Raw genomic sequence first — 20,683 nt, 5'->3', positions numbered from 1 at the left:
AAAATCAAGATCAAAAGATCGCAGCCTCGTTTCACTCGTCAGCTCCTACAGGGTGCGCAACGGGAGTTCGGTTTACTTCAGGCTACCCGAGAGGAATTGTTGCAAACGTTCGGACTGTGGATTGACCAGCACTTCACGCGGGTTGCCGCTTTCTTCAACCACACCTTTGTGCAGGAACACCAGTTGGTTCGACACTTCACGGGCGAAGCCCATTTCGTGGGTCACCACCACCATGGTCCGGCCTTCCAGCGCCAGGGCCTGCATGACTTTCAGCACGTCGCCGACCAGTTCCGGGTCCAGAGCCGAAGTCGGTTCGTCGAACAGCATTACCTCGGGTTCCATCGCCAGCGCACGGGCAATCGCTACGCGCTGCTGCTCGCCGCCGGACATGTGGCCCGGGTAAGCATCTTTGCGATGGGCCACGCCAACCTTGTTCAGGTAGTGCTCGGCTTTCTCGCGGGCTTCGGCCTTGGTCATGCCGAGCACGTGGACCGGCGCTTCCATGATGTTTTCCAGCGCGGTCATGTGCGACCACAGGTTGAAATGCTGAAACACCATCGACAGGCGCGAACGCATGCGCTGCAGCTGTTTCGGGTCGGCAGCCTTCAGCGCGCCGTCCTTGTTCGAAACCAGTTTCAGCTCTTCGTTATTGAGCAGGATCTTGCCCGCGTGCGGCTGTTCAAGCAGGTTGATGCAGCGCAGGAAAGTACTTTTGCCGGAGCCACTGGAGCCGATGATGCTGATCACATCGCCAGCCGCCGCTTTCAGGGACACACCCTTGAGCACTTCGTGACTGCCATAGCGTTTATGCAGGTCTTGGACTTCAAGTTTGTACATGCGGTCGGTTCTCACAAAAACAGTCAGTCAGTCGTTGAGCAAGCGCCCGTGACGCAGCGCTTCGCGCCCCGCCACCTTGGCCAGCCAGAAACCGGGTTGGGCATAACGTAGCCGTTCAATGGCAAACAGCACCCCGGACGTACCAGCACACACCGTGCTGACCCGATCGGATAAAGGATCGATCACTTCAAAAATCTCGTCGCCAGCTTCCACCCACTCACCGGGCTTGCGCAAAAAGCTCACCACGCCAGGGTGCGGCGCGAACAGCAATTCGGTGCCTTCGAACGGCACGCCTTCGCAGGCTTCCTGCGCCGGTTTCGGCCATTCGCCGCTGATCAGACCTTGCTCGGCGAGGAACGCCAGAATGCCTTCGGCGTGGAATTCGGCTTGCGGGCGACCGGTGTCGGCCTGCCCGCCCAGCTCGATGGTGGTCGCCAGGCACGCCAGTGGAATCTGCGCGTCCGGGAACAGCCGCGACAGACGCAGCCACGACAGTGAACAGGCTTCATCGAAGGAACTGCCGCCGGAATCTTCCGCCAGCAACCCCACTTTCACATCCAGGTGCGCAGCCAGCGAACGCCATTGCGGCCAATGCTGCGGCAAGGCGTACATGTGCAGCGCGGCCTCGGCATCGCAATGCAAATCCAGCACTACGTCGGCGGTGCAGGCATGGCTGAGCAAGATGCGCTGCATGCCTTGCAACTGGCTGGCAGCCGGAGGCAACGCGGCCAAGGTGTCGCTCATGGCCTGGCGGATCAAATGGATATTGGCGTGAGGATCATCCCCCAGATGCCCGTCCACCGCCGCGGCCACTGGCGCGCTGAGCTCGACGAAATCCCGGTTGAAGTTCTTGCCGCTGCCCGCTTCGAAACGCCCTTGATGATTGCCTTGCAGCAGTTGACCGAGGCCCAGAGGGTTGGCCACTGGCACCAGTTCGATCACGCCGTTGAGCAAGCCTTGGGCTTCGAGTTCGGTCAGGCGCTTTTTCAGCTCCCAGGCGGTACGCATGCCCGGCAGTTCATCGGCGTGCAGGCTGGCCTGGATGTAGGCCTTGCGCTCGCCCTTGCCGAAACGGAACACCGAAATCTGGCGTTCGCTGCCCAGGTGGCTCCACGGCAATGAATGATCGATGCGTTCCATATCAGTGCTTCCGCGGGGCCATGTAGCCCAGCCAGCGGCGCTCGGCCAGTTTGAAGATCTTCACCAGAATGAAGGTCAGGCACAGGTAGAACACGCCGGCGGTGATGTACGCCTCGAACGGCAAGTAATACTGGGCGTTGACCGTGCGCGCGGCACCGGTGATATCGATCAGGGTCACGATGGACGCCAGACTGGTGGTCTGCAGCATCATGATCACTTCGTTGCTGTACTGCGGCAGCGCCCGGCGCAGGGCCGACGGCAGCAGGATGCGCTTGTACATCTTGTAGCGGGACATGCCCATGGCCTTGGCCGCTTCGATCTCGCCGTTCGGCGTCGCACGCAGGCTGCCGGCGATGATTTCGGCGGTGTAGGCGCTGGTGTTGATCGCGAAGGCCAGGCACGCACAGAACGTGGCGCTGGACAGCCACGGCCACATGAAGCTTTCGCGCACCGCTTCGAACTGCGCCAGACCGTAGTAGATCAAAAACAGCTGAACCAGCATCGGCGTGCCGCGGATCACGTAGGTGAACAGCCAGGCACTCATGTTGACGACGGAGTTCTTGGACACGCGCATCAGCCCCAGCGGCAACGCCGCCAACAGACCGAAAAACAGCGACAGCGCGAGCAATTTGAGGGTGGTCACCAGGCCGCCGAGGTACAGCGGCAGGGCCTCCCAAATGACGTTGTAGTCGAAGATCATAGATCAGCCGCCCTTACGCCTACCGAGTAGCGCTTCTCAAGGTGACGCAATGCCAGCAACGAGACACTGGTAATGACCAGGTACATCGCCGCCACTGCGAGGAAGAAGGTGAAAGGTTCGCGGGTGGCATCGGCCGCCTGCTTGGCCTTGAACATCATGTCTTGCAGACCGACCACCGAAATCAGCGCGGTAGCCTTGGTCAGTACCAGCCAGTTGTTGGTGAACCCCGGAATCGCCAGGCGAATCATCTGCGGCACCAACACCCGGAAGAACACCTGGAAACTGCTCATGCCATAAGCCATGCCGGCTTCGGCCTGACCCTTGGGAATCGCCATGAAGGCGCCACGGAAGGTTTCCGACAGGTACGCACCGAAGATGAAGCCCAGGGTGCCGATACCGGCGGCCAATGGGTTCAGGTCGATGTAATCGTCAAAGCCGAGCATCGGTGCGACGCGGTTGAGCAGGTCCTGACCACCGTAGAAAATCAGCAGGATCAGCACCAGGTCGGGAATCCCGCGAATCACCGTGGAATACAGGTCGCCCAGCCAGGCCAGCCAGCGGATCGGGGACAGACGCAGCGAAACGCCGATCAGGCCCAGAACAATGGCCAGGACCATGGACGACAAGGCGAGCTGAAGCGTCAGCCATGCGCCATCGAGGATGACAGCCCCGTAGCCTTTCAACATGATTCAGGTCCTCGAAAGTTGGGATGAAAAAATGGCGCAAACCTCAGAGATCCTGTTGCTTGCGCCATTTCGGACTTGTCGCTCGGACGGGTTACTTGCCGTAGATATCGAAGGCGAAGTACTTGTCCTGGATTTGCTTGTATTTGCCGTTCTCGCGAATGGCAGTGATCGCGGTGTTGATCTTGTCTTTCAGCGCGTCACCCTTGCGAACGGCAATACCCACGCCGTCGCCGAAGTATTTGACGTCGGTGAAGGCCGGGCCTACGAAGGCGAAACCTTTGCCAGCGTCGGTTTTCAGGAAACCGTCATCCAGCAGCGTAGCGTCTGCCACGGTGCCGTCGAGGCGGCCGGCGGCCACGTCGAGGTAGATTTCGTTCTGCGAACCGTACGGCTTGATCTCGGCACCCAGCGGGGCCAGGACTTCGCGGGCGAAACGCTCGTGGATCGAACCACGTTGTACGCCGATGTTCTTGCCCTTGAGCTCAGCCAGGCCTTCGCTGACTTGAGTGCCGGCCTTCATGACCAGGCGCGCCGGGGTGTTGTAGTACTTGTTGGTGAAGTCCACGGACTTCTTGCGATCTTCGGTGATCGACATGGACGACAGGATCGCGTCGATCTTGCGCACTTTAAGTGCCGGGATCAGACCGTCGAACTCTTGCTCGACCCAGACGCACTTGACCTGCATCTGTTCGCACAGGGCGTTGCCGATGTCGTAGTCGAAACCAACGATGCTGCCGTCCGGTGCCTTGGAGGCGAACGGAGGGTACGCCGCTTCGATACCGATCTTCAGAGGCTTTTCATCGGCGAAGGTCGGCAGGGACAGCACGGACAGTGCCAGGGCGCCAAGCAGCACAAGTTTCTTCATCTTGGGACTCCATCGGTAAAGGGCAAAAACGGCAGAGTGAGCGACAGCCCAATATGCGAATGGGTTAAACGTAAAAGCGGTGCTGCGTCCTGGAAAACCCGCGCTGATTTCAACGCGAGCAACGACGAGCGAGTGATCGGCATTCTAACGACAGGCCCGAAGCCGATATTTCTTCAATGCGACAACTAATTACAGATGCACTGAGAAAGCCGCTTGGGCACGTTGACAGCCTTGCAAATTCATGCAAGAGCAAAAGATTGTGAACCGATCTATGCTGCAAATTGCGGGCCTATTATTGGCAAAGCCTTCTAATCCGGCAAGCGCAGCGTTGTGTCTTATTTTTCATGGGTGTTTGAAAGGCCCTGAAATGGGGCTTTGCGTTTCCCTACGCCCCGAATCGGTGGGGGCGGTTACACATTCAGACACATTCATGGGTGTGGGTAACAGTGGGAAATGGCCTACAGGCGAAGCCGATAATTATTGGCCCACCTGCTGATCGTTCCCACGCTCCGCGTGGGAATGCCGCCATGGACGCTCCGCGTCCGCCGTTGACGCTGTGACGCAGAGCGTCACGGGATGCATTCCCACGCGGAGCATGGGAACGATCAACACTAGTGACGCGGAGCGTGGGAACGATCAACACGGAGTGTGGGAACGATCAGGTCTTCAACAATAAAAAACCCCACCAGGCTCAACACCTGGCAGGGCTTCAATGTCGCTGAACGCGGCTTACGCGACGTTCATCGTCTTATGCGTATCAATCAAATGCTGCACCACACTCGGATCCGCCAGGGTCGAAATATCCCCCAACCCGTCGTATTCGGCAGTGGCAATCTTGCGCAGGATCCGGCGCATGATCTTGCCCGAACGCGTCTTCGGCAGCCCCGGCGCCCACTGGATAACATCCGGCGAAGCAATCGGGCCGATCTCTTTACGCACCCAGTTTTTCAGTTCCAGACGCAATTGCTCGGTCGGCTCTTCGCCATTTTTAAGGGTGACGTACACATAGATGCCCTGCCCCTTGATGTCGTGCGGGACGCCAACCACGGCAGCCTCGGCGACTTTCGGGTGCGCAACCATCGCGCTCTCGATCTCGGCCGTGCCCATGCGGTGACCGGAAACGTTGAGCACGTCATCCACGCGACCGGTGATCCAGTAGTAACCGTCTTCGTCACGACGAGCGCCGTCGCCGGTGAAGTACATGCCACGGAAGGTCTTGAAGTAGGTGTCGACGAAGCGGTCATGGTCGCCATACAGCGTGCGCGCCTGGCCTGGCCACGAATCGAGAATCACCAGGTTGCCCTCAGCGACGCCTTCGATGATGTTGCCCAGGTTGTCGACCAACGCCGGCACCACACCGAAGAACGGACGCGCTGCAGAACCTGGCTTGAGGGCGTGAGCGCCCGGCAGCGGGCTCATCATGTTGCCGCCGGTTTCGGTCTGCCACCAGGTATCGACGATCGGGCAACGGGACTTGCCCACATTCTTGTAATACCAGTCCCACGCTTCCGGGTTGATCGGCTCACCCACAGAACCGAGCAGGCGCAAACTGCTGCCATCAGCGCCTTCAACAGCGGCTTGGCCCGACGCCATCATCGCGCGGATCGCGGTTGGCGCGGTGTAGAGGATGTTGACCTTGTGCTTGTCGATGATCTTCGCCACCCGGGTGATGTCCGGATAGTTCGGCACGCCTTCGAACAGCAACGTGGTCGCGCCGTTGGCCAATGGACCGTAGACGATATAGCTGTGGCCAGTGACCCAGCCGACGTCGGCGGTGCACCAGTAGACTTCACCCGGGCGATAGTCGAACACGCGCTCGTGGGTCATCGCCGCATACAGCAAGTAACCGGCGGTGGTGTGTTGCACGCCCTTCGGCTTGCCAGTGGAACCGGAGGTATAAAGGATGAACAGCGCTTCTTCGGCGCCCATTTCTTTTGGCGCGCAAACACTGCCCGCCACTTTCATCAGGTCTTCGTACCAGATGTCGCGATGCTGGTTCCACTTGATGTTGCCACCGGTGCGCTTGCACACGATGACTTTCTGAATGCTGCTGGTTTCCGGGTTGGTCAGCGCGTCGTCGACGTTGGTCTTGAGCGGGACCTTCTTGCCGGCACGGACGCCTTCATCGGCCGTGATCACCACTTTGGATTTGCAGTCGATGATGCGACCGGCCAGGGCTTCCGGCGAGAAGCCGCCGAACACCACCGAGTGAATCGCGCCGATCCGGGTGCAGGCCAGCATGGCGACCACGGCTTCGGGGATCATCGGCATATAGATAGTCACCACGTCGCCACGGTGTACATCCTGGCCGCGCAGGGCGTTGGCGAACTTGCAGACTTGTTCGTGCAGGTCGCGGTAGGTGATGTTGCGGCTCTCGGCCGGGTCATCCCCTTCCCAGATAATCGCGATTTGATCGCCGCGCTCGGCCAGGTGACGGTCGAGGCAGTTGTAGGAAACGTTCAGGGTGCCGTCGGCGAACCACTTGATGTCGACATGGTGATCGTCGAAGGAAGTCTGTTTCACCGTGGTGAAAGGCTTGATCCAGTCGAGGCGCTTGGCCTGTTCGCGCCAGAAGCCGTCCGGATTGACGACCGACTGCTGGTACATGGCCTTATAGGTGGCCTCGTCAGTCAGCGTATTGGCTGCTACCTCGGGACGAACGGGATACAAAGAAGCCGCACTCATCTTTCTTACCTCGGTGGAATAGTTGTTTTTGTATGGCTCTGTTGTAGCCGGGCCGGGCCTATAGAACCATTCGACGATGGTAGTAACAAGCCCCTACAAAACGTCGTGGTTACCCCCGTTTGTGGGTCAAACCCGCGCAATCCGGGCCTCCCCGCCCCCGCAGGAGCTGGCGCAGCCTGCGATCTTTTGATCTTCCAAGGGATTGTTACGGAATTCGCGAAAGGTGTTTATCAAAACCACGGGTATATGAATCCACCCCCCACGCCTAAAATCAGCCTCGCCAACAAGGCAACCCTGATTAACAAGTTGCAGCCCCCACGAAGGCAGTTAATCAAACAACCCAGTACTGAAGTTCCACACGCAATCCCAAAAAGATTGCGTGACCCCTCACGACTTTAGAAAGGTAAAACTGAAATGAAAGCTTTATTAGTTCTGGCCCTCAGCAGCCTGTGCGCAACCGCCATGGCAGACGAGGTCCCGACTGATGTCGCGCAGCAACAACCGGCAGTCGAGGAATACACTTACTCCACCCACCTGGACATCGCCAACGTAGTGTCCATGAGCGAAATCCCCAACGTGTGCGAAGTTGTTCCGATGAAAATGGAATACGACGACTCCAAAGGCCAACGCCACATCCTGCGTTATAGCGTCATGGGTAACGGCTGCTCTAACGGCTGATCTTCCCGCACTCCCCTTAACGGTTCGACCCACCCGCCCGCTCTTTCAGGCAGATGAAGCGCCGGACCGTAATACATCGATATATACGATTGTTTAGTGCGGTTATTTGCGCTTTTTAATCAAATTCACTGGCGTAGTATGAATTCCACACCCAAGGCACAAAACGCCAACGAACCTGGAGCCACCACCATGAAAACCAAACTGATCCTCGCCCTGACCCTCTCCGTACTGGCCGGTAGCGCATTCGCTGCTGATGGTTTTGACCGTACCGGCTCCGCTGTTGCCGCTGACGGTTACGATCGCACCGGTTCTGCCGCTGTTGCTGCTGATGGCTACGACCGCACCGGTTCCGCCACCGTTGCTGAAGACGGCTACGACAAAACCGGTTCGGCGACCTTCGCTGCCGACGGTTTCGAACGCACCAACTCGGCGACTTTCAGCTGACATTTGGCTGAATCATCACTGCCCGACTTCGGTCGGGCTCAGTTGTGTCTGGAGCCGTCGAAAAGCGCTTCAAAACACAACATGTAGTGAAAAACCGGTTTTTTGGCTATTTTTTGAGCAAAAAAACCAACGCGCTAAAATTAATGAAAAAAAATCTGCCCCGCGATACCCAGCCCAAAGCCCTGTAAACCCTCGCTCCGACCAAAAAACCTCCCCCGCCGTCCGATATCAGTGCCATTTCGTCGCACCACAGCCCTGTTTTTTTCCCTATAATGCGGCCTTAAACGGGCCTGCAATATTCCCTTACAGGGATAAGCAGCCAGTCTGAAGCCCCACGCAGAAGCGATTCACTCCTCTGCGCCCATCAGTGGCTTCGGAACCCGGACAAAATTCTGTTTGATGCCTGCGTATAGCTGCTGCAAAAAACGATTCCTTTAGATCCAACGCGGTCAGTACGACCGTGTGAAAAACCATCACACGGGCAACTGGCCCTCACGCAGGAGACGACACGTCATGCTGAGCTGGGACGAATTCGACAAAGAAGACACGGGCGAAGTAGCCGTAAAAGGCGCCAACGCCGGCCACGCGACTGAAGCCAACATGGACCGCCTCGACACCGCCGGTGGCGTTGCCGCCCAAGAAGCGCGCGCCGTGACCGCCTCCGACTCCGCCGCCATCGCCCGTGCCAAGGCTGCCCTGGACAACCTCGACGTTGCCGAAGGCCTGGCCGAACTCGAAGGCGCCTCCGCCCGTGTTGCCGTCGACGAAAAGCGCATGATCAACTGCCGCGCCGACCTCAACCAACTCGTACCTTTCAAGTACGACTGGGCCTGGCAGAAATACCTGGACGGTTGCGCAAACCACTGGATGCCGCAAGAAGTCAACATGACCGCCGACATCGCCCTCTGGAGAGACCCGGAAGGCCTGACCGACGACGAACGCCGCATCGTCATGCGCAACCTCGGCTTCTTCTCCACCGCCGACTCCCTGGTTGCCAACAACCTGGTCCTGGCCGTGTACCGCCTGATCACCAACCCGGAATGCCGCCAGTACATCCTGCGCCAGGCGTTCGAAGAAGCGATCCACACCCACGCCTACCAGTACTGCATCGAATCGCTGGCCATGGATGAAGGCGAGATCTTCAACATGTACCACGAGATCCCATCGGTCGCGAAAAAAGCCACCTGGGGCCTCAAATACACCCGCTCGATCTCCGATCCGAAGTTCGAAACCGGCACCGTCGAAACCGACAAAGAACTGCTGCGCAACCTGATCGCCTACTACTGCGTTCTGGAAGGCATCTTCTTCTACTGCGGCTTCACCCAAATCCTCTCCATGGGCCGCCGCAACAAAATGACCGGCGTCGCCGAGCAGTTCCAATACATCCTGCGCGACGAATCCATGCACCTGAACTTCGGCATCGACGTGATCAACCAGATCAAAATCGAAAACCCGCACTTGTGGGATGCTGAGATGAAGGAAGAGGCTTCGCAGATGATTCTGCAGGGCACTCAACTTGAGATCGAATACGCTCGCGACACCATGCCTCGCGGCGTACTCGGCATGAACGCGGCGATGATGGAGGACTACCTGAAGTTCATCGCTAACCGGCGTTTGTCGCAGATTGGGTTGAAGGAAGAGTATCCAGGGACGACTAACCCGTTCCCTTGGATGAGCGAGATTATGGACTTGAAGAAAGAGAAGAATTTCTTTGAGACGCGGGTTATTGAATACCAAACCGGTGGTGCGCTTAGCTGGGATTAACTCCTGAGGCTAATCGAAAACCTGAAAGCCCCGATCTGATCGGGGCTTTTTATTGCCGAAAAGAAAGCCTTATTCGTCCCTACATCACTTCGCTAAATCTCCTACAACACTTCCAGCTCTTTCCCGATTGATGCCAAGTCAATGCACCTCTAAGCTCAATCCAGGTGCCTAAGAAACGCCCAACGTAGAAGCTGACTTATTCACACAGAACCGCGTGTTGTCTTGAAGACATAAACACGGACTTGTGTGGAAAAGACCGCCTGTTGGGACTTCTTACATCCTCTACGTTGGGTCTGGCTCTATCCAATTCATTCGTAGAGGTAATGGATATGCCCACACAAAAACCCACCTGCTTCCCGACTTCTTTGGTGAACGGTCATGTCTGATCCGTTTATCCCCATGGTTTTCATCCGCCAAAATCTCAACCTTCACGCCCTCCTCCTGGAAAACCAACCATGGTTCTGCGCTCGCGATCTCGGTCGTTTGATGGGGTTTCATCTGAATGATCGAGTGGTCAGCAAACTGGATGAGGATCAGCGGCAGACGCTGCTAATTGACTATCACGGCCAACCTGAGAAAAGGCTGATGCTGAGCGAGTCCGGCGTCTATGCGTTGTTGGTCTATCACTACGCGCCGGGAAATCGGTTGTTGCGTGAATGGTTGACTCATCAAGTGGTGCCGGCCTTGCGTGATGCCCTGCCATCGAAGAACGCTGATCGACCGATGTTGAGTTTGTTGGATTGGCCGGAGATGTCGTTGAGTCTGTTGCATTGGCAGGATGAGGGCTGGATTCGGCTGCGGGACATGCCTTATCTGTTGCTGAATCGCACGCGGCGACGGGTACCAGTGGTTAAGCCTTGGTGGCGGAAGGTTTTGGAGGTGTTTCAGTCTTCGAAGCAATCGGTGGGTTAGTGCGGCGGTGTCTTCGTAGGATCGCTTGAACGATACGTCAGTCTTTTCTGTAGGAATTTTCGTAGACAGTCGTAATGGCCACTCAGTATCGTCCGAGGGTTTTTAACCCTCGGCGATTGTATGGATACGGAAAAGAGCAAAGGTGATTGGAGTGACGCGGAGATTCAGGCTGCGGTCGATTCCTATCTCAGCATGTGGTCCCGTGAGCAGAACGGCCAGCCATTCAATAAGGCCCATGAAAATCGTGTTCTACGCGAAGGCGTCTTAGCAGGCCGCACTAAGAGCTCAGTAGAGTTTCGAATGCAGAACATTTCTACGATCATGGCCGAGTTGGGTCGAGAGCCTATTAAGGGCTACAAACCCGCACAGAATGTCGGCGCGAATGTTGCGCGTAGCATTCGCGAAGCGCTCAACGCTCCAAGCCCTTTGACGCCCGAAGATTTTGCCCCGACGGCAGACGAGGCAACGCTGGAGCAACGAGCGTCCAAACTTGAGCGACACCCCCTTAAAGATGAGCCGAAAGGGATTGAGCGACCCGAGCAAACTCAGTCCAGCGGAAAGTCTTATGTTCGCGATCCTGAAGTGAGAGCGTGGGTTCGCCAGCAGGCTGAAGGTAAATGCGAGGGCTGTGGAGAACCTGCTCCGTTTGAGAAGGATGGTCGCCCATTTCTTGAGGTCCATCACGTTAAGCATTTGGCGCAGGAAGGCTCGGATCGACCGAGGAATGCTGTGGCACTGTGCCCGAATTGTCATCGTCGTTGTCACCATTCGAGCGACCGGGATGAATTCACTGCTTCGCTTTATAAGAAGGTGAAACGGTTGAAAGTCGAATAACTGAGCCTGGTGAAATCTGTGGCGAGGGGGTTTGTGCCAGGCTTGGCCAATGCGTTGATGCAGGCATTCGCGAGCAAGCGCGCTCCCACAGGTTTAGTGGTTTGCCACAGATTTTGCGGCGTTTTGAAAACAGTCAGTGCAACCCTCCGCACCTCCCGCTATTAATACCCTCCCCCACTCAAGGACCCGAGCCCACCATGAAATTCGACCTCGCCTACTGCCTCAGCCTCGACGACAAGCTGTCGATCTATGACGTGCGGGATTTGAATTTTGACGAGACGATGGAGTTCGATTCCGCCAAGGAACACTTCCAATGTCCCAATGACGCCTGCAGAGCGGCCTTCGATGCGGCAAATGTGCTGACGACGTTCAACGCCAAAAACGTGAATTACGTTCGCACCCCGCACTTCAAGAACACGCCCAGCACGCGGCATGTGGCGGATTGTCCTTATGTCAGTTTGAGGACGCCGGCGTCGGGGCTTGAGGTGGACGGTGCGGAAACGGATGACAGCCGCGAGGAGCATTTCCCGTCGGAATTGTTACTGACTCGGCGTGAGTATGTGCGCAAGCCGTCGAGCCCGGCGGTGGCGGCGGATGTATTAAGGGATGACGTAAGCCCCATTACCGCGGACAGCCATACGGAACACCCAACCCGCGAGTCGGCGCCGGACAAGACCAGTGTGTTCGCCCATCCGGTGGAGTGTTTTGTGTCGAACTTCGAGGACAAGGAGTTGCTCAAGCGCATGCCGCTGAAGATTGGCGAGCATACGGCGCCTTATGGCTCGTTCTTCAAGAAGATTGAATACCTGACGGACAACAAGGGGCTGATTTACTGGGGCAAGATCAAGGAGATCAAGGATTACACCCAGAGCTTTCGCATCGATTTCGAGCAGAAGGTCTGGTTCAAGCAGGCGGATGAGGCGAAGAAGAAGCCGTATTCGGTGAATGTTTATTTGAGCAAGAAGTTGATCGACACCTACCGCAAGCGCAAGGCGTTTCTGGAAGAGATCAAGCACGCCATTGAAAGCGGGAAGGAGTTGTTTTGTTTCTTCTATGGCGTGACGCCGGAGTTGAAGCAGGTGCCGAGCAAGAAAAACCCCGAACAGACGTTCGGGGTGTTCAGTGCGAATATTGAGAATCTGGATCACTTCATTGTTCGGGAAGCGCCGGGGTTGGAGTAGCGATTAACCTTTGGGCAACTCCAGTTTTATCGCGCCAGGGTGCTGTTTGACCAGCGAGTAAGGCAGTACCGGCCACTCCGGGCCGTCGCAGTTTCTTTGGGCTCGCGCGAAGTACGGCCCCAGATATAAGCCCTTCGCGGTGAAGTGCCAGTTGGAGTAACCCCAGACACTTTCGTCGGTGAAGTCGCAATTGTCTTCATCGCCTTCAACCGGCTTTTTCATTTCATCCGGGTAGAGCGCGGAGAACTGCTGAATCAGCCAAGGCACCAGGACGTCGCGTTGAGCGCTGGCTTGTGCGTCACTGATGGTTGCCGTCGCAGGTTTATCCGCCTCGCCAATCCAGAGCACGTCGGTCAGCGATAAGACTTGGCCGGTATGAACGTCGAAATTAAGCGGTGAATCGCCAAAGTCCGGATGCGCACCACCGCAATCGTAGCCGATGGAGATGCTCACGCTGACCACGTCCGGCGACAGGAATGTCGGGGTGGCGCCTTGTTCGAACTCGGCACTCTCCCCGCCCCGCAGCTGGCAGCCGTAATAGTCGATGGCCTCGCTCCAGAGTCGCCCCAGCAGCTGTTGATTGACGCGATCCTGATCAGCCTTCGGGTAGCCGGATTCGACGCTGAACAGCGAAACCCTGGACTCGGGCTCGCTCCACCATTGCAAACCGTAGCCCATGAACGTTTCTTTCTTGCCAGGCTTGAGCTTCAACCCTTGCAGGCGCAGGTACTCATAAGGATCGCTTTTCGGTAGCGCTGCAATGAAGGGCAACGCGTCCGCCGCCGTGGTCGGGAGTTTGGCCTCGGTCAACTGCACTGGCAGGGTTTTACCCTTGGAACTTTTCCATTCGCCCTGCCAGCCGTTGGCGGTTTGTTTCAGCTTCAGGGTGGGCAGGGGCTTGTTCTCGCCGTAGCGATTGTTGCCCTCGTTGAGCGTCAGGGTTTTGGCCTGTAGCGTTCCGCTTAGCTCCAGGTCGCGATGGAATTTCTCGTAGAAATAGCGACCACTCACTTCGCTCGCGTCGCGGGTGTTCAGTTCCAGGACAATCGGCATCTTGCCCAGGGTGCCGGTGAACACCTGCCCGCCGAATTCGGCATGGGCGGTTGAGACAACCGTAAGAAACAAAGCGGCGCAGGGTATGAGGCACGAGAGTCCTTTGAACATCGAATCATCCTTTGGAAAAGTCAGCGGGAACTGGTGGGTTGCAGTTTAAGGCAGTTGCAGCGTTACGCCGCCGGGGTGTTGTTTGATGAGGTTGTAAGGCAGAACGCTCCAGTCAATGTCTCGGCACGCAGCCGCCGCGTGAACAAAAACGGGCTCCAACTTGAGGCCTTTTTCGGTGAAGTACCAGAGAGGGGAATTCCAAAGGTTATCGTCGTTGTAGACGCAATCGTTCTCCTCCACTTCGGGCTTTGCCGTCATTTCGCTGGGGTTGAGTTTGAGCAATTGTGCCACCAGCCACGGCGCCAGTTCTTTATTACGATATTCATAATGAGCTTTGAACGCCGGGGATGAGTAATCAAAGCCCTCTTCGAAATGCACGGGTTTGCCCTGCCCCACCCACAGCACATCATCAAGCGTCAGGACATTGCCGGTCCTGGTATCAAAGTTGAGCGATTCGTTGTCCAGATTCGGATGAAGACCACCGCAATAGAAGTCGGTGGCGGTAATGACGCTCATCACCGAAGGCGACATCCATACGGGATGACTTGTTTGAAAATAGGACCCCGGGGCACCATCTACAGTGCACTCCAAAGTCCCCCCGACGCCCTGCCACAAACGCGCCATCAGTCGCTGATTGATGCGTTGAAGCACTTCAGCGGGATAACCCGAAACGACTTCGAACAGTTGCACTTGGGATTGCGGCTCGCTCCACCATTGCAGGGTGTAGCCCATGAAGTTTTCGGTCTGGCCTTGTTTGAGTTTCAGGCCTAGCAAGCGCAGGTATTCGTAGGGCAACTTGTCATGAAGTTGGACGAGATAGGGCAAGGTATCGGCGGGCACTGGCGCAAGTTTGGCTTGCTGCAGCTCCATCTTCATCACTTTGCCCTTGGCACTGGCCCACTCGCCAGACCAGCCATCCGGCGTGGGTTTCAGGCGCATGGTCGGGTGAGGCTGACTTTCGCCCCCTTCCTCCAGTACAAGTATTTCCCCTTCTTTTGTAAGGCTGAGAATCAAGTCCTTACGGTACTTTTGGTAGAAGTAACGACCATCGCCAGAGTCGGGATTCATTTCCAGCACAATCGGCATTTTACCCAAGGTCCCGGTGTAGAGCTGAGTGCTGGCGTCAGCCCAAATCACAGACGAAAACGTTAAGCATGCCGTTACGACAACCCCGGCCAACCAGCGCAATCCTTTGAACATCAGATCTTCCTTGGATAAGTGGCCGAATCCAGCCTTAAGGCAATTGCAGCGCGACACCGCCGGGGTGTTGTTTGATGAGGCTATAGGGCAAAACACTCCACTCCACATACCCACACGGCGCTTGCGCGTGAGAGAAGTAAGGCTCTAACTTGATGCCTTTTTCAGTGAAATACCAAGTAGGGAGGATCCAACGGTCTGCTTCACCGTAAGCACAGTTCTCGTCGCTGCCTGGTATCTGATCGGGATGAAGCTTATGCAACTGTTCGACTAGCCAAGGTGCAAGTTTTTTAGCGCGGTACTCGGAATAAACTTCGCGCGCGTCCGGGGTTTGTTCGTCATTCAACTCTTCGTAATGCAGCGGTTTACCCTGCCCGACCCAGAGGACGTCTTCTAACGTCAGGGACTTACCGGTTTTGGCATCCAGGTTAATGGGAGCCTCGCTGTAATCCGGGTGCTGGCCGCCACAACGCCCCTCGGTCTCAACGTTCACGCTGATAACCGATGAGGTGATCAGCAGCGGTGTCATCGTTTGGATAAGCGACGTATCTCTACCGCCAGCGAGACACCCGTAGTACCCCACCACTTCCCGCCACAATCGATCCATCAACTGCCGATTAATGCGATCGCGCGCTTCAGGGGTATAGCCGGAAACCACTTCAAATATCGTCAACTTCGTCTGCGGCTCACTCCACCATTGCAGCGAATAGCCGTTGAACGTCTCGGTCTTGCCTTGTTTGAGTTTCAGACCATGCAGACGCAGATACTCATAAGGTTCCTGATCATGGAGCCTGGTTAGATAGGGCAAAGTATTGGCGGGTAGTGGTGGGCGCTTGGCATGCTCCAACTCAATCTTCAGCACTTTACCTTCAGGGCTGATCCATTCGCCGGCCCAGCCTTCAGGTGTGGGCTGCAAGCGAATTGTCGGGCGCGGCTTGTCCTCGCCGTAAGGTTCTTCACCCTCCTTGAGAACAAGGGCGTTCCCTTCCTTTGTGCCGCTGAGCACCAGATCCTTGCGGTACTTCTGGTAGAAGTAGCGGCCGGTCCCCGAATCGGGATACATCTCCAGCACAATCGGCGTTTTGCCCAAGGTTCCGGTGTACACCTGAGCGCTGTTTTCAGCCCACAGCGGCGTAGAAAACGTTGAGCACGCCAGCGCGATAACGCCAGTCAGACGACACAATCCGTTGAACATCAAATCATCCTTGAAGGAAGTGAGCGTTTGCCCGCTTGTAATGGGCGCGGATTATGGCGAATAGCCGTCAAACAATCGATGCCGCAATGTCGATCATTGCTGCGCCAGTTGCGACTGCAACTGCCCAATCTCGCGCTTCACTGCATTAAGCCGATCACGTGCAGCCTGAACGCCTTGTTCATTCTGGCCGGAGTAAGTGCGTAACCAGTGCGCAATCATTTCTTCATCGGGCCAGTAATAGTCCTTATGGCCTTTACTCAGTCGCGGGGTGTCATTCCTCCGTGCGTCGAAGCGGCCAGCTTCGTATTCGTCAGCCGGTAGTGAGCCCCATTCGGCGGCGTAACTCTGGAAAATCCAGGAAATTTCGTCGATGTGCTTTTGCGCACCGCGATGCCGGCGTTTATAGAAAACATACTCGCTACAGGCCTGCTCATAACGCTGCTCCATGAGACCGCCGTCGATCCATTGAAACAAGTCATTCTGCGTCGCATGGCGCATCAAACCGTAGAGCCAGCGCTCAGAGAAGCGTTGAATAAATCCGGCAACGTCAGCCTTTTTCGCGTCCGCGAAAATCATGCAGTAACGGGTTTTGATGTGCATGACTAACAGCACATGTTTGCGCTGAACCGTAATGGCGTGAACCAGCCATTGTTCTGTCAGATCACTGAGTTCATCTTCTTCAGGAGTGGGCGATGGCGGATTGAAGTCCACGGGCGTGATTGTTCTACCCTTTTGGACACGACTGAAAAACTGGCTGGCTGCTTCGGTGCAGTTAAAGATCAACATCAATGGCCCTCAAGTTTTAGGTGCACTTAATTAACCCACATACCAAGCATCACTAAAAGCAGCAAACCAATGTAGACCCACGCATGCACGCGATCCGGTATCCGCCCGATCCAAGGCGTAGCCAGCCTCATGCCGATGATCGATCCCGCCGCCAATATCGCAAACGCCAACACATCCACATACCCGATAAACCACGGGCCCAAATCAAACTCGGTGAACCCGGCCATCGCCATGTACGTCAGCGTCCCGGCCAGGGCCACGGGCAAACTCAGCGGATTGGCCATGGACGTGGCTTGCGACATGCTCAGGCCACAACGCCGCAGTAACGGCACGGTCATGACACTGCCGCCCACGCCGAGAAAGGTTGCGATAGCGCCGATTCCTACACCCGATACCTCTACCCTTCCCAATCGGCGTGGGACTCCGTTATCCGAGTGTGTGAGAAAACCACGCCGGAACAGGCAGTCCAGAATCGTAATCCCCAGGTACACGATGAAGGCATAGCGAATCACTTCACCATTGGCCCATATCGCCGCAACGGCGCCGACAATTGCGCCTAATCCGATGTATCCACCCAACGGCCACAGGTAATGGCGAATCAGACTACCGGCGCGGTGATGTTTTCCGGTGGCGATCAGCGCGTTGACGATCATCACGCAGGTCGAAGTGGCCACGGCAATGTGCATCGCCGATTGACCGACAGGGTCGTCGGCGCCATGGCTCGCCATGAGCATGCGGTACAGCAGCGGCACCACGACGAAGCCGCCGCCGAAGCCGAACAGCACGGCGGTGATGCCGGTCATGCAGCCGAAGAGAGTCAGTAAGAGATAGAACATCGCGCGTCGTCCAGTGGTTGGGAGCGGTCGACGATAGAGCGATGCCGCTTGGCCTGCTTCAGCAAGCCGGCCAATAATGTTTGCGTTTACGCCAATCGCTGGGTACCGCTTGATGCGCAATGTTTCGATCAATTTGCTGGACGATACGCCACGGCCAGTGGTGGCGATCGGTACGGATTATTCCCACGGACATGTGCTGCCCCTTCATACACACCGACGGGCACAACTCCTATACGGTGCCACCGGGGTGATGCAGGTCAGCACCCACGACGGCAATTGGGTGGTGCCGCCGCAACGGGCGGTGTGGATCCCGGCGGGGGTGGCCCATGAAGTGTTGATGCTGGGGGTGAGTACGCGGAGTTTGTACATCGAGCCGACTGCAGTCGATCTGGGGAGTCGTTGCCAGGTACTCAATGTTTCACCGTTGATGCGGCATTTATTGATGGAGGCGGTGGAGGTGCCGCTGGCCTACGACGAAGCCGGACGCGACGGTGTGCTGATGGATTTGCTGCTGCACGAACTGGCCCGCAGTGCGCCTCTGCCGTTGCACATTCCGTTGCCTGTTGAAGGGCGACTGCTCGGGTTGTGTCAGACGTTTCTTCAGCAGCCCAATATCCATCAAGCGCCGCAGCACTGGGCCGATCAATTGCACATCAGCCTGCGCACCTTTAATCGCCTGTTCCGCCAACAGACCGGCCTGAGTTTCAGCCAATGGCGGCAACAAGCGTGCGTAGTGCTGGCCCTGGCGCGGCTGGCGGAGGGGACGCCGGTGACGCGGATCGCCATCGACTTCGGCTACGACAGCCCGGCGGCGTTCTCGACGATGTTTCGCCGGGTGCTGGGGCAGGCACCGTCCGTCTGGATGGATGCGGCGAAATAGCACAAATCAAAAAATGCGTTTGATCCGGGCCCGAAACAACTGTACAAAAACACAGTACATTTTAAATCAGCACTCTCGAGCCCGGAGAACACCATGGCCTCTCTTGCGATGAAAATCACCCTGGAACGTATCGCCCTCTTCCAATTCACCCCGGCCCACAGCGCCCAGGCCCGAGCGATGCTGGGTTGGAGCGTGGAAGAACTGTCGCGCGAATCCGGGGTTTCCGTGGACGCCATCGAGCGATTCGAGGCCGAGCGCGATGTGCTGGATGTCACGCGGCTGGCGTTGGCATATCGGTTTGAATCGGAAGGCCTGGTGTTCTTCCCCGGGTTTGCACCGGGTAGAGGGATGAATGTGAAAGGGTCGACGCCGGATCCGGTGGCGCGACCGGATTATGCGATGGTTGAGTGAGGTGTCAGCAGATGAGTGATATCGATGCAGGTGTCGCGCGGGGCAAAGCCGAATACGTCATGAGGATCGGCATGCTCCTCGATAACGGTGATCTGAGTAAGACCGAGGCGGCGCAAAAACTCGGATTGTCCGAGGAAGAGCTGGATGAAATGCTTCAAGGACGACTGGACGATTTGACCGTGACGAAGATCCTGGACCATCTGGACCTTCTGAAGGGTGAAACGCAGCGCTTGTAGAGGTAGATCCCGGGCCACTCCCATGGCGGAGGGCCCGCAAGGGCAACGCTCTACGCCGTTACCTGATCGCTTACGTCTTCCACGCCTGACCACCACGCGTTGCCACGTTGCGGATACATCACGTTGAACGCCTCGCCCATTTGCGGCGTACTGATCGACACATTCCGCTCCCAGGCCAGCGCCAGGATGCGATCGAAGGGTTCGTACCAGGCGTGCATCGACAGGTCGAAGGTGCCGTTGTGAATCGGCAGCAGCCAGCGCCCTTTGAGGTCGATGTGGGCTTGCAGGGTTTGTTCGGGTTGCATGTGCACGTGTGGCCATTCGACGTTGTAGGCACCGGTTTCCATCAGCGTCAGGTCGAACGGGCCGTACTGTTCGCCGATGCGTTTGAAGCCGTCGAAGTAGCCGGTATCGCCACTGAAGAAGATGCGGGTGTTGCCATCGATCATCACCCACGAGGCCCACAGCGTACTGTTGCCATCGAACAGGCCGCGGCCGGAAAAATGCTGCGACGGTGTAGCGACGAATTGAATGCCATCGACTTCGGTGCCCTGCCACCAATCCAGTTGGCGGACTTTGCTGGCGTCGATGCCCCACTTGATCAGGGTATCGCCGACGCCCAACGGCGTGAGGAAATACTTAGTTTTGTCCGCCAGTTTAAGCACCGCGTTGTAGTCGAGGTGGTCATAGTGGTCGTGGGACAGGATCACCGCTTCAATTGGCGGCAATTCTTCCAGGCTGATCGGCGGCTGGTGGAAACGCTTGGGTCCGGCCCATTGCACCGGGGAGGCACGCTCGGCGAACACCGGGTCGGTGATCCAGAATTTGTCCCGCAACTTGAGCAGTACGGTGGAGTGGCCGAGGCGGTAGACGCTGTGATTAGGTGCAGCGATCAACGCGGCCTGGGTCAACGTTTGCACCGGGATGGCAGCGCTTGGGCGGGTGCTGCGCGGTTTGTGGAAGATCATGTTCCACATGATGCGCAGCATTTTGCGAAAGCCTTCGCGCTGGACCGGTTGGTGATTGTGGAAGTGCCCTTCTACCTGACGGGAAGCTTCAGGCTGGGTGGCTTTGTTCATTGGGGAAGTCGTAATGGCCATGACTGAATGACTCCAGAAAAACCGCGCAACTCACGGTTTTCCGCTTTGGGACGATAAATGGCCAAGGCACGCACGCATCAGCCGGAGATCTATTGTTCACGGTGCAGGATTAACCAAGCATTACACTGCACAGTGTAGTTTCTAGGTTGCAT

21 protein-coding genes are annotated in these 20,683 nt (G+C 56.9%); 9 read left to right on the top strand and 12 right to left on the bottom strand.

The genetic code is table 11. The features are described 5' to 3' along the window. Positions 1 to 72 precede the first annotated feature (72 nt). The 6 genes from HKK52_RS28480 to acs form a co-directional block, all read right to left on the bottom strand. A complete protein-coding gene (locus HKK52_RS28480; protein WP_123407318.1) occupies positions 73 to 837 on the bottom strand; it encodes an ABC transporter ATP-binding protein in 765 nt (254 codons plus the stop codon). A gap of 27 nt (positions 838 to 864) precedes the next feature. Then, the gene (locus HKK52_RS28475) at positions 865 to 1,977 is read right to left on the bottom strand and encodes a M14 family metallopeptidase (RefSeq protein WP_169373518.1); all 1,113 of its coding nucleotides are present in this window, start codon (positions 1,975 to 1,977) and stop codon (positions 865 to 867) included. Position 1,978: 1 nt separating this feature from the next. Next, positions 1,979 to 2,677 (bottom strand): ABC transporter permease, encoded by a 699-nt coding sequence (locus tag HKK52_RS28470; protein WP_169373517.1) that lies wholly within the window; start codon positions 2,675 to 2,677, stop codon positions 1,979 to 1,981. After that, a complete protein-coding gene (locus HKK52_RS28465; RefSeq protein ID WP_123407311.1) occupies positions 2,674 to 3,363 on the bottom strand; it encodes an ABC transporter permease in 690 nt (229 codons plus the stop codon). The genes HKK52_RS28470 and HKK52_RS28465 overlap by 4 nt, the downstream gene beginning before the upstream one ends. Positions 3,364 to 3,454: 91 nt before the next feature. Then, positions 3,455 to 4,228 (bottom strand): ABC transporter substrate-binding protein, encoded by a 774-nt coding sequence (locus HKK52_RS28460; protein WP_109519960.1) that lies wholly within the window; start codon positions 4,226 to 4,228, stop codon positions 3,455 to 3,457. Between the two features lie 729 nt (positions 4,229 to 4,957). Then, positions 4,958 to 6,913 (bottom strand): acetate--CoA ligase, encoded by a 1,956-nt coding sequence (acs, locus tag HKK52_RS28455; protein ID WP_169373516.1) that lies wholly within the window; start codon positions 6,911 to 6,913, stop codon positions 4,958 to 4,960. A gap of 414 nt (positions 6,914 to 7,327) precedes the next feature. On the opposite strand from acs, the gene HKK52_RS28450 reads away from it, so the two are divergent. The 6 genes from HKK52_RS28450 (at position 7,328) to HKK52_RS28425 (ending at position 12,726) form a co-directional block, all read left to right on the top strand. Continuing rightward, positions 7,328 to 7,591 carry a DUF2790 domain-containing protein gene (locus HKK52_RS28450; RefSeq protein ID WP_169373515.1) on the top strand — a complete coding sequence of 88 codons (264 nt, stop codon included), beginning with the start codon at positions 7,328 to 7,330 and terminating at the stop codon, positions 7,589 to 7,591. Between the two features lie 189 nt (positions 7,592 to 7,780). Continuing rightward, the gene (locus HKK52_RS28445) at positions 7,781 to 8,035 is read left to right on the top strand and encodes a hypothetical protein (protein ID WP_169373514.1); all 255 of its coding nucleotides are present in this window, start codon (positions 7,781 to 7,783) and stop codon (positions 8,033 to 8,035) included. A 513-nt stretch (positions 8,036 to 8,548) separates the two neighbouring features. Further along, the gene (locus tag HKK52_RS28440) at positions 8,549 to 9,799 is read left to right on the top strand and encodes a ribonucleotide-diphosphate reductase subunit beta (protein WP_169373513.1); all 1,251 of its coding nucleotides are present in this window, start codon (positions 8,549 to 8,551) and stop codon (positions 9,797 to 9,799) included. A 378-nt stretch (positions 9,800 to 10,177) separates the two neighbouring features. Further along, positions 10,178 to 10,711, top strand: coding sequence for a BRO-N domain-containing protein (locus HKK52_RS28435; RefSeq protein WP_169373512.1), 534 nt, complete (start codon positions 10,178 to 10,180; stop codon positions 10,709 to 10,711). A 120-nt stretch (positions 10,712 to 10,831) separates the two neighbouring features. Beyond that, positions 10,832 to 11,545 carry an HNH endonuclease gene (locus HKK52_RS28430; protein WP_169373511.1) on the top strand — a complete coding sequence of 238 codons (714 nt, stop codon included), beginning with the start codon at positions 10,832 to 10,834 and terminating at the stop codon, positions 11,543 to 11,545. A 197-nt stretch (positions 11,546 to 11,742) separates the two neighbouring features. Beyond that, complete coding sequence (locus tag HKK52_RS28425) at positions 11,743 to 12,726, top strand: hypothetical protein (protein WP_169373510.1); 984 nt, start codon at positions 11,743 to 11,745, stop codon at positions 12,724 to 12,726. A 3-nt stretch (positions 12,727 to 12,729) separates the two neighbouring features. On the opposite strand, the gene HKK52_RS28420 is transcribed toward HKK52_RS28425, so the two are convergent. The 5 genes from HKK52_RS28420 to HKK52_RS28400 form a co-directional block, all read right to left on the bottom strand. Next, a complete protein-coding gene (locus tag HKK52_RS28420; RefSeq protein ID WP_169373509.1) occupies positions 12,730 to 13,890 on the bottom strand; it encodes a hypothetical protein in 1,161 nt (386 codons plus the stop codon). A 45-nt stretch (positions 13,891 to 13,935) separates the two neighbouring features. After that, positions 13,936 to 15,090 (bottom strand): hypothetical protein, encoded by a 1,155-nt coding sequence (locus tag HKK52_RS28415; RefSeq protein WP_169373508.1) that lies wholly within the window; start codon positions 15,088 to 15,090, stop codon positions 13,936 to 13,938. A 34-nt stretch (positions 15,091 to 15,124) separates the two neighbouring features. Beyond that, positions 15,125 to 16,282, bottom strand: a complete 1,158-nt coding sequence (locus tag HKK52_RS28410) for a hypothetical protein (protein WP_169373507.1) — start codon at positions 16,280 to 16,282, stop codon at positions 15,125 to 15,127. Between the two features lie 93 nt (positions 16,283 to 16,375). Continuing rightward, a complete protein-coding gene (locus HKK52_RS28405) occupies positions 16,376 to 17,068 on the bottom strand; it encodes a DUF6933 domain-containing protein (protein WP_169373506.1) in 693 nt (230 codons plus the stop codon). Positions 17,069 to 17,094: 26 nt separating this feature from the next. Next, positions 17,095 to 17,904: a sulfite exporter TauE/SafE family protein gene (locus tag HKK52_RS28400; RefSeq protein ID WP_169373505.1), complete on the bottom strand. Its 810-nt coding sequence runs from the start codon at positions 17,902 to 17,904 to the stop codon at positions 17,095 to 17,097. A 112-nt stretch (positions 17,905 to 18,016) separates the two neighbouring features. Between HKK52_RS28400 and HKK52_RS28395 the strand changes: the two genes are divergently transcribed. The 3 genes from HKK52_RS28395 to HKK52_RS28385 all read left to right on the top strand — a co-directional run bounded on the left by HKK52_RS28395 (position 18,017) and on the right by HKK52_RS28385 (position 19,431). Next, positions 18,017 to 18,784, top strand: coding sequence for an AraC family transcriptional regulator (locus HKK52_RS28395; RefSeq protein WP_169373504.1), 768 nt, complete (start codon positions 18,017 to 18,019; stop codon positions 18,782 to 18,784). Between the two features lie 93 nt (positions 18,785 to 18,877). Next, positions 18,878 to 19,195 carry a helix-turn-helix domain-containing protein gene (locus HKK52_RS28390; protein WP_169373503.1) on the top strand — a complete coding sequence of 106 codons (318 nt, stop codon included), beginning with the start codon at positions 18,878 to 18,880 and terminating at the stop codon, positions 19,193 to 19,195. Between the two features lie 11 nt (positions 19,196 to 19,206). Then, entirely contained in the window at positions 19,207 to 19,431 is a 225-nt protein-coding gene (locus HKK52_RS28385) for an XRE family transcriptional regulator (protein WP_169373502.1), read from the top strand. A 50-nt stretch (positions 19,432 to 19,481) separates the two neighbouring features. On the opposite strand, the gene HKK52_RS28380 is transcribed toward HKK52_RS28385, so the two are convergent. After that, positions 19,482 to 20,531 (bottom strand): MBL fold metallo-hydrolase, encoded by a 1,050-nt coding sequence (locus HKK52_RS28380; protein ID WP_169373501.1) that lies wholly within the window; start codon positions 20,529 to 20,531, stop codon positions 19,482 to 19,484. Between the last annotated feature and the right edge of the window lie 152 nt (positions 20,532 to 20,683).

The sequence above is a fragment of the Pseudomonas sp. ADAK2 genome (genome assembly GCF_012935755.1).
Lineage (GTDB): Bacteria > Pseudomonadota > Gammaproteobacteria > Pseudomonadales > Pseudomonadaceae > Aquipseudomonas.
The sequence above is the reverse complement of the archived record's forward strand: the minus strand, read 5'-3'. Positions and strand labels throughout refer to the sequence as shown.

What these genes read in the sequence shown, in the direction of transcription:
- HKK52_RS28445 (WP_169373514.1), top strand. Translation starts at nt 7,781, where the DNA reads ATGAAAACCAAACTGATCCTCGCCCTGACCCTCTCCGTACTGGCCGGT.
- HKK52_RS28475 (WP_169373518.1), bottom strand. Translation starts at nt 1,977, where the DNA reads ATGGAACGCATCGATCATTCATTGCCGTGGAGCCACCTGGGCAGCGAA.
- HKK52_RS28440 (WP_169373513.1), top strand. Translation starts at nt 8,549, where the DNA reads ATGCTGAGCTGGGACGAATTCGACAAAGAAGACACGGGCGAAGTAGCC.
- HKK52_RS28460 (WP_109519960.1), bottom strand. Translation starts at nt 4,228, where the DNA reads ATGAAGAAACTTGTGCTGCTTGGCGCCCTGGCACTGTCCGTGCTGTCC.
- HKK52_RS28405 (WP_169373506.1), bottom strand. Translation starts at nt 17,068, where the DNA reads ATGTTGATCTTTAACTGCACCGAAGCAGCCAGCCAGTTTTTCAGTCGT.
- HKK52_RS28410 (WP_169373507.1), bottom strand. Translation starts at nt 16,282, where the DNA reads ATGTTCAACGGATTGTGTCGTCTGACTGGCGTTATCGCGCTGGCGTGC.
- HKK52_RS28435 (WP_169373512.1), top strand. Translation starts at nt 10,178, where the DNA reads ATGTCTGATCCGTTTATCCCCATGGTTTTCATCCGCCAAAATCTCAAC.
- acs (WP_169373516.1), bottom strand. Translation starts at nt 6,913, where the DNA reads ATGAGTGCGGCTTCTTTGTATCCCGTTCGTCCCGAGGTAGCAGCCAAT.
- HKK52_RS28420 (WP_169373509.1), bottom strand. Translation starts at nt 13,890, where the DNA reads ATGTTCAAAGGACTCTCGTGCCTCATACCCTGCGCCGCTTTGTTTCTT.
- HKK52_RS28400 (WP_169373505.1), bottom strand. Translation starts at nt 17,904, where the DNA reads ATGTTCTATCTCTTACTGACTCTCTTCGGCTGCATGACCGGCATCACC.
- HKK52_RS28390 (WP_169373503.1), top strand. Translation starts at nt 18,878, where the DNA reads ATGGCCTCTCTTGCGATGAAAATCACCCTGGAACGTATCGCCCTCTTC.
- HKK52_RS28425 (WP_169373510.1), top strand. Translation starts at nt 11,743, where the DNA reads ATGAAATTCGACCTCGCCTACTGCCTCAGCCTCGACGACAAGCTGTCG.
- HKK52_RS28415 (WP_169373508.1), bottom strand. Translation starts at nt 15,090, where the DNA reads ATGTTCAAAGGATTGCGCTGGTTGGCCGGGGTTGTCGTAACGGCATGC.
- HKK52_RS28450 (WP_169373515.1), top strand. Translation starts at nt 7,328, where the DNA reads ATGAAAGCTTTATTAGTTCTGGCCCTCAGCAGCCTGTGCGCAACCGCC.
- HKK52_RS28380 (WP_169373501.1), bottom strand. Translation starts at nt 20,531, where the DNA reads ATGGCCATTACGACTTCCCCAATGAACAAAGCCACCCAGCCTGAAGCT.
- HKK52_RS28395 (WP_169373504.1), top strand. Translation starts at nt 18,017, where the DNA reads ATGCGCAATGTTTCGATCAATTTGCTGGACGATACGCCACGGCCAGTG.
- HKK52_RS28470 (WP_169373517.1), bottom strand. Translation starts at nt 2,677, where the DNA reads ATGATCTTCGACTACAACGTCATTTGGGAGGCCCTGCCGCTGTACCTC.
- HKK52_RS28465 (WP_123407311.1), bottom strand. Translation starts at nt 3,363, where the DNA reads ATGTTGAAAGGCTACGGGGCTGTCATCCTCGATGGCGCATGGCTGACG.
- HKK52_RS28430 (WP_169373511.1), top strand. Translation starts at nt 10,832, where the DNA reads ATGGATACGGAAAAGAGCAAAGGTGATTGGAGTGACGCGGAGATTCAG.
- HKK52_RS28480 (WP_123407318.1), bottom strand. Translation starts at nt 837, where the DNA reads ATGTACAAACTTGAAGTCCAAGACCTGCATAAACGCTATGGCAGTCAC.
- HKK52_RS28385 (WP_169373502.1), top strand. Translation starts at nt 19,207, where the DNA reads ATGAGTGATATCGATGCAGGTGTCGCGCGGGGCAAAGCCGAATACGTC.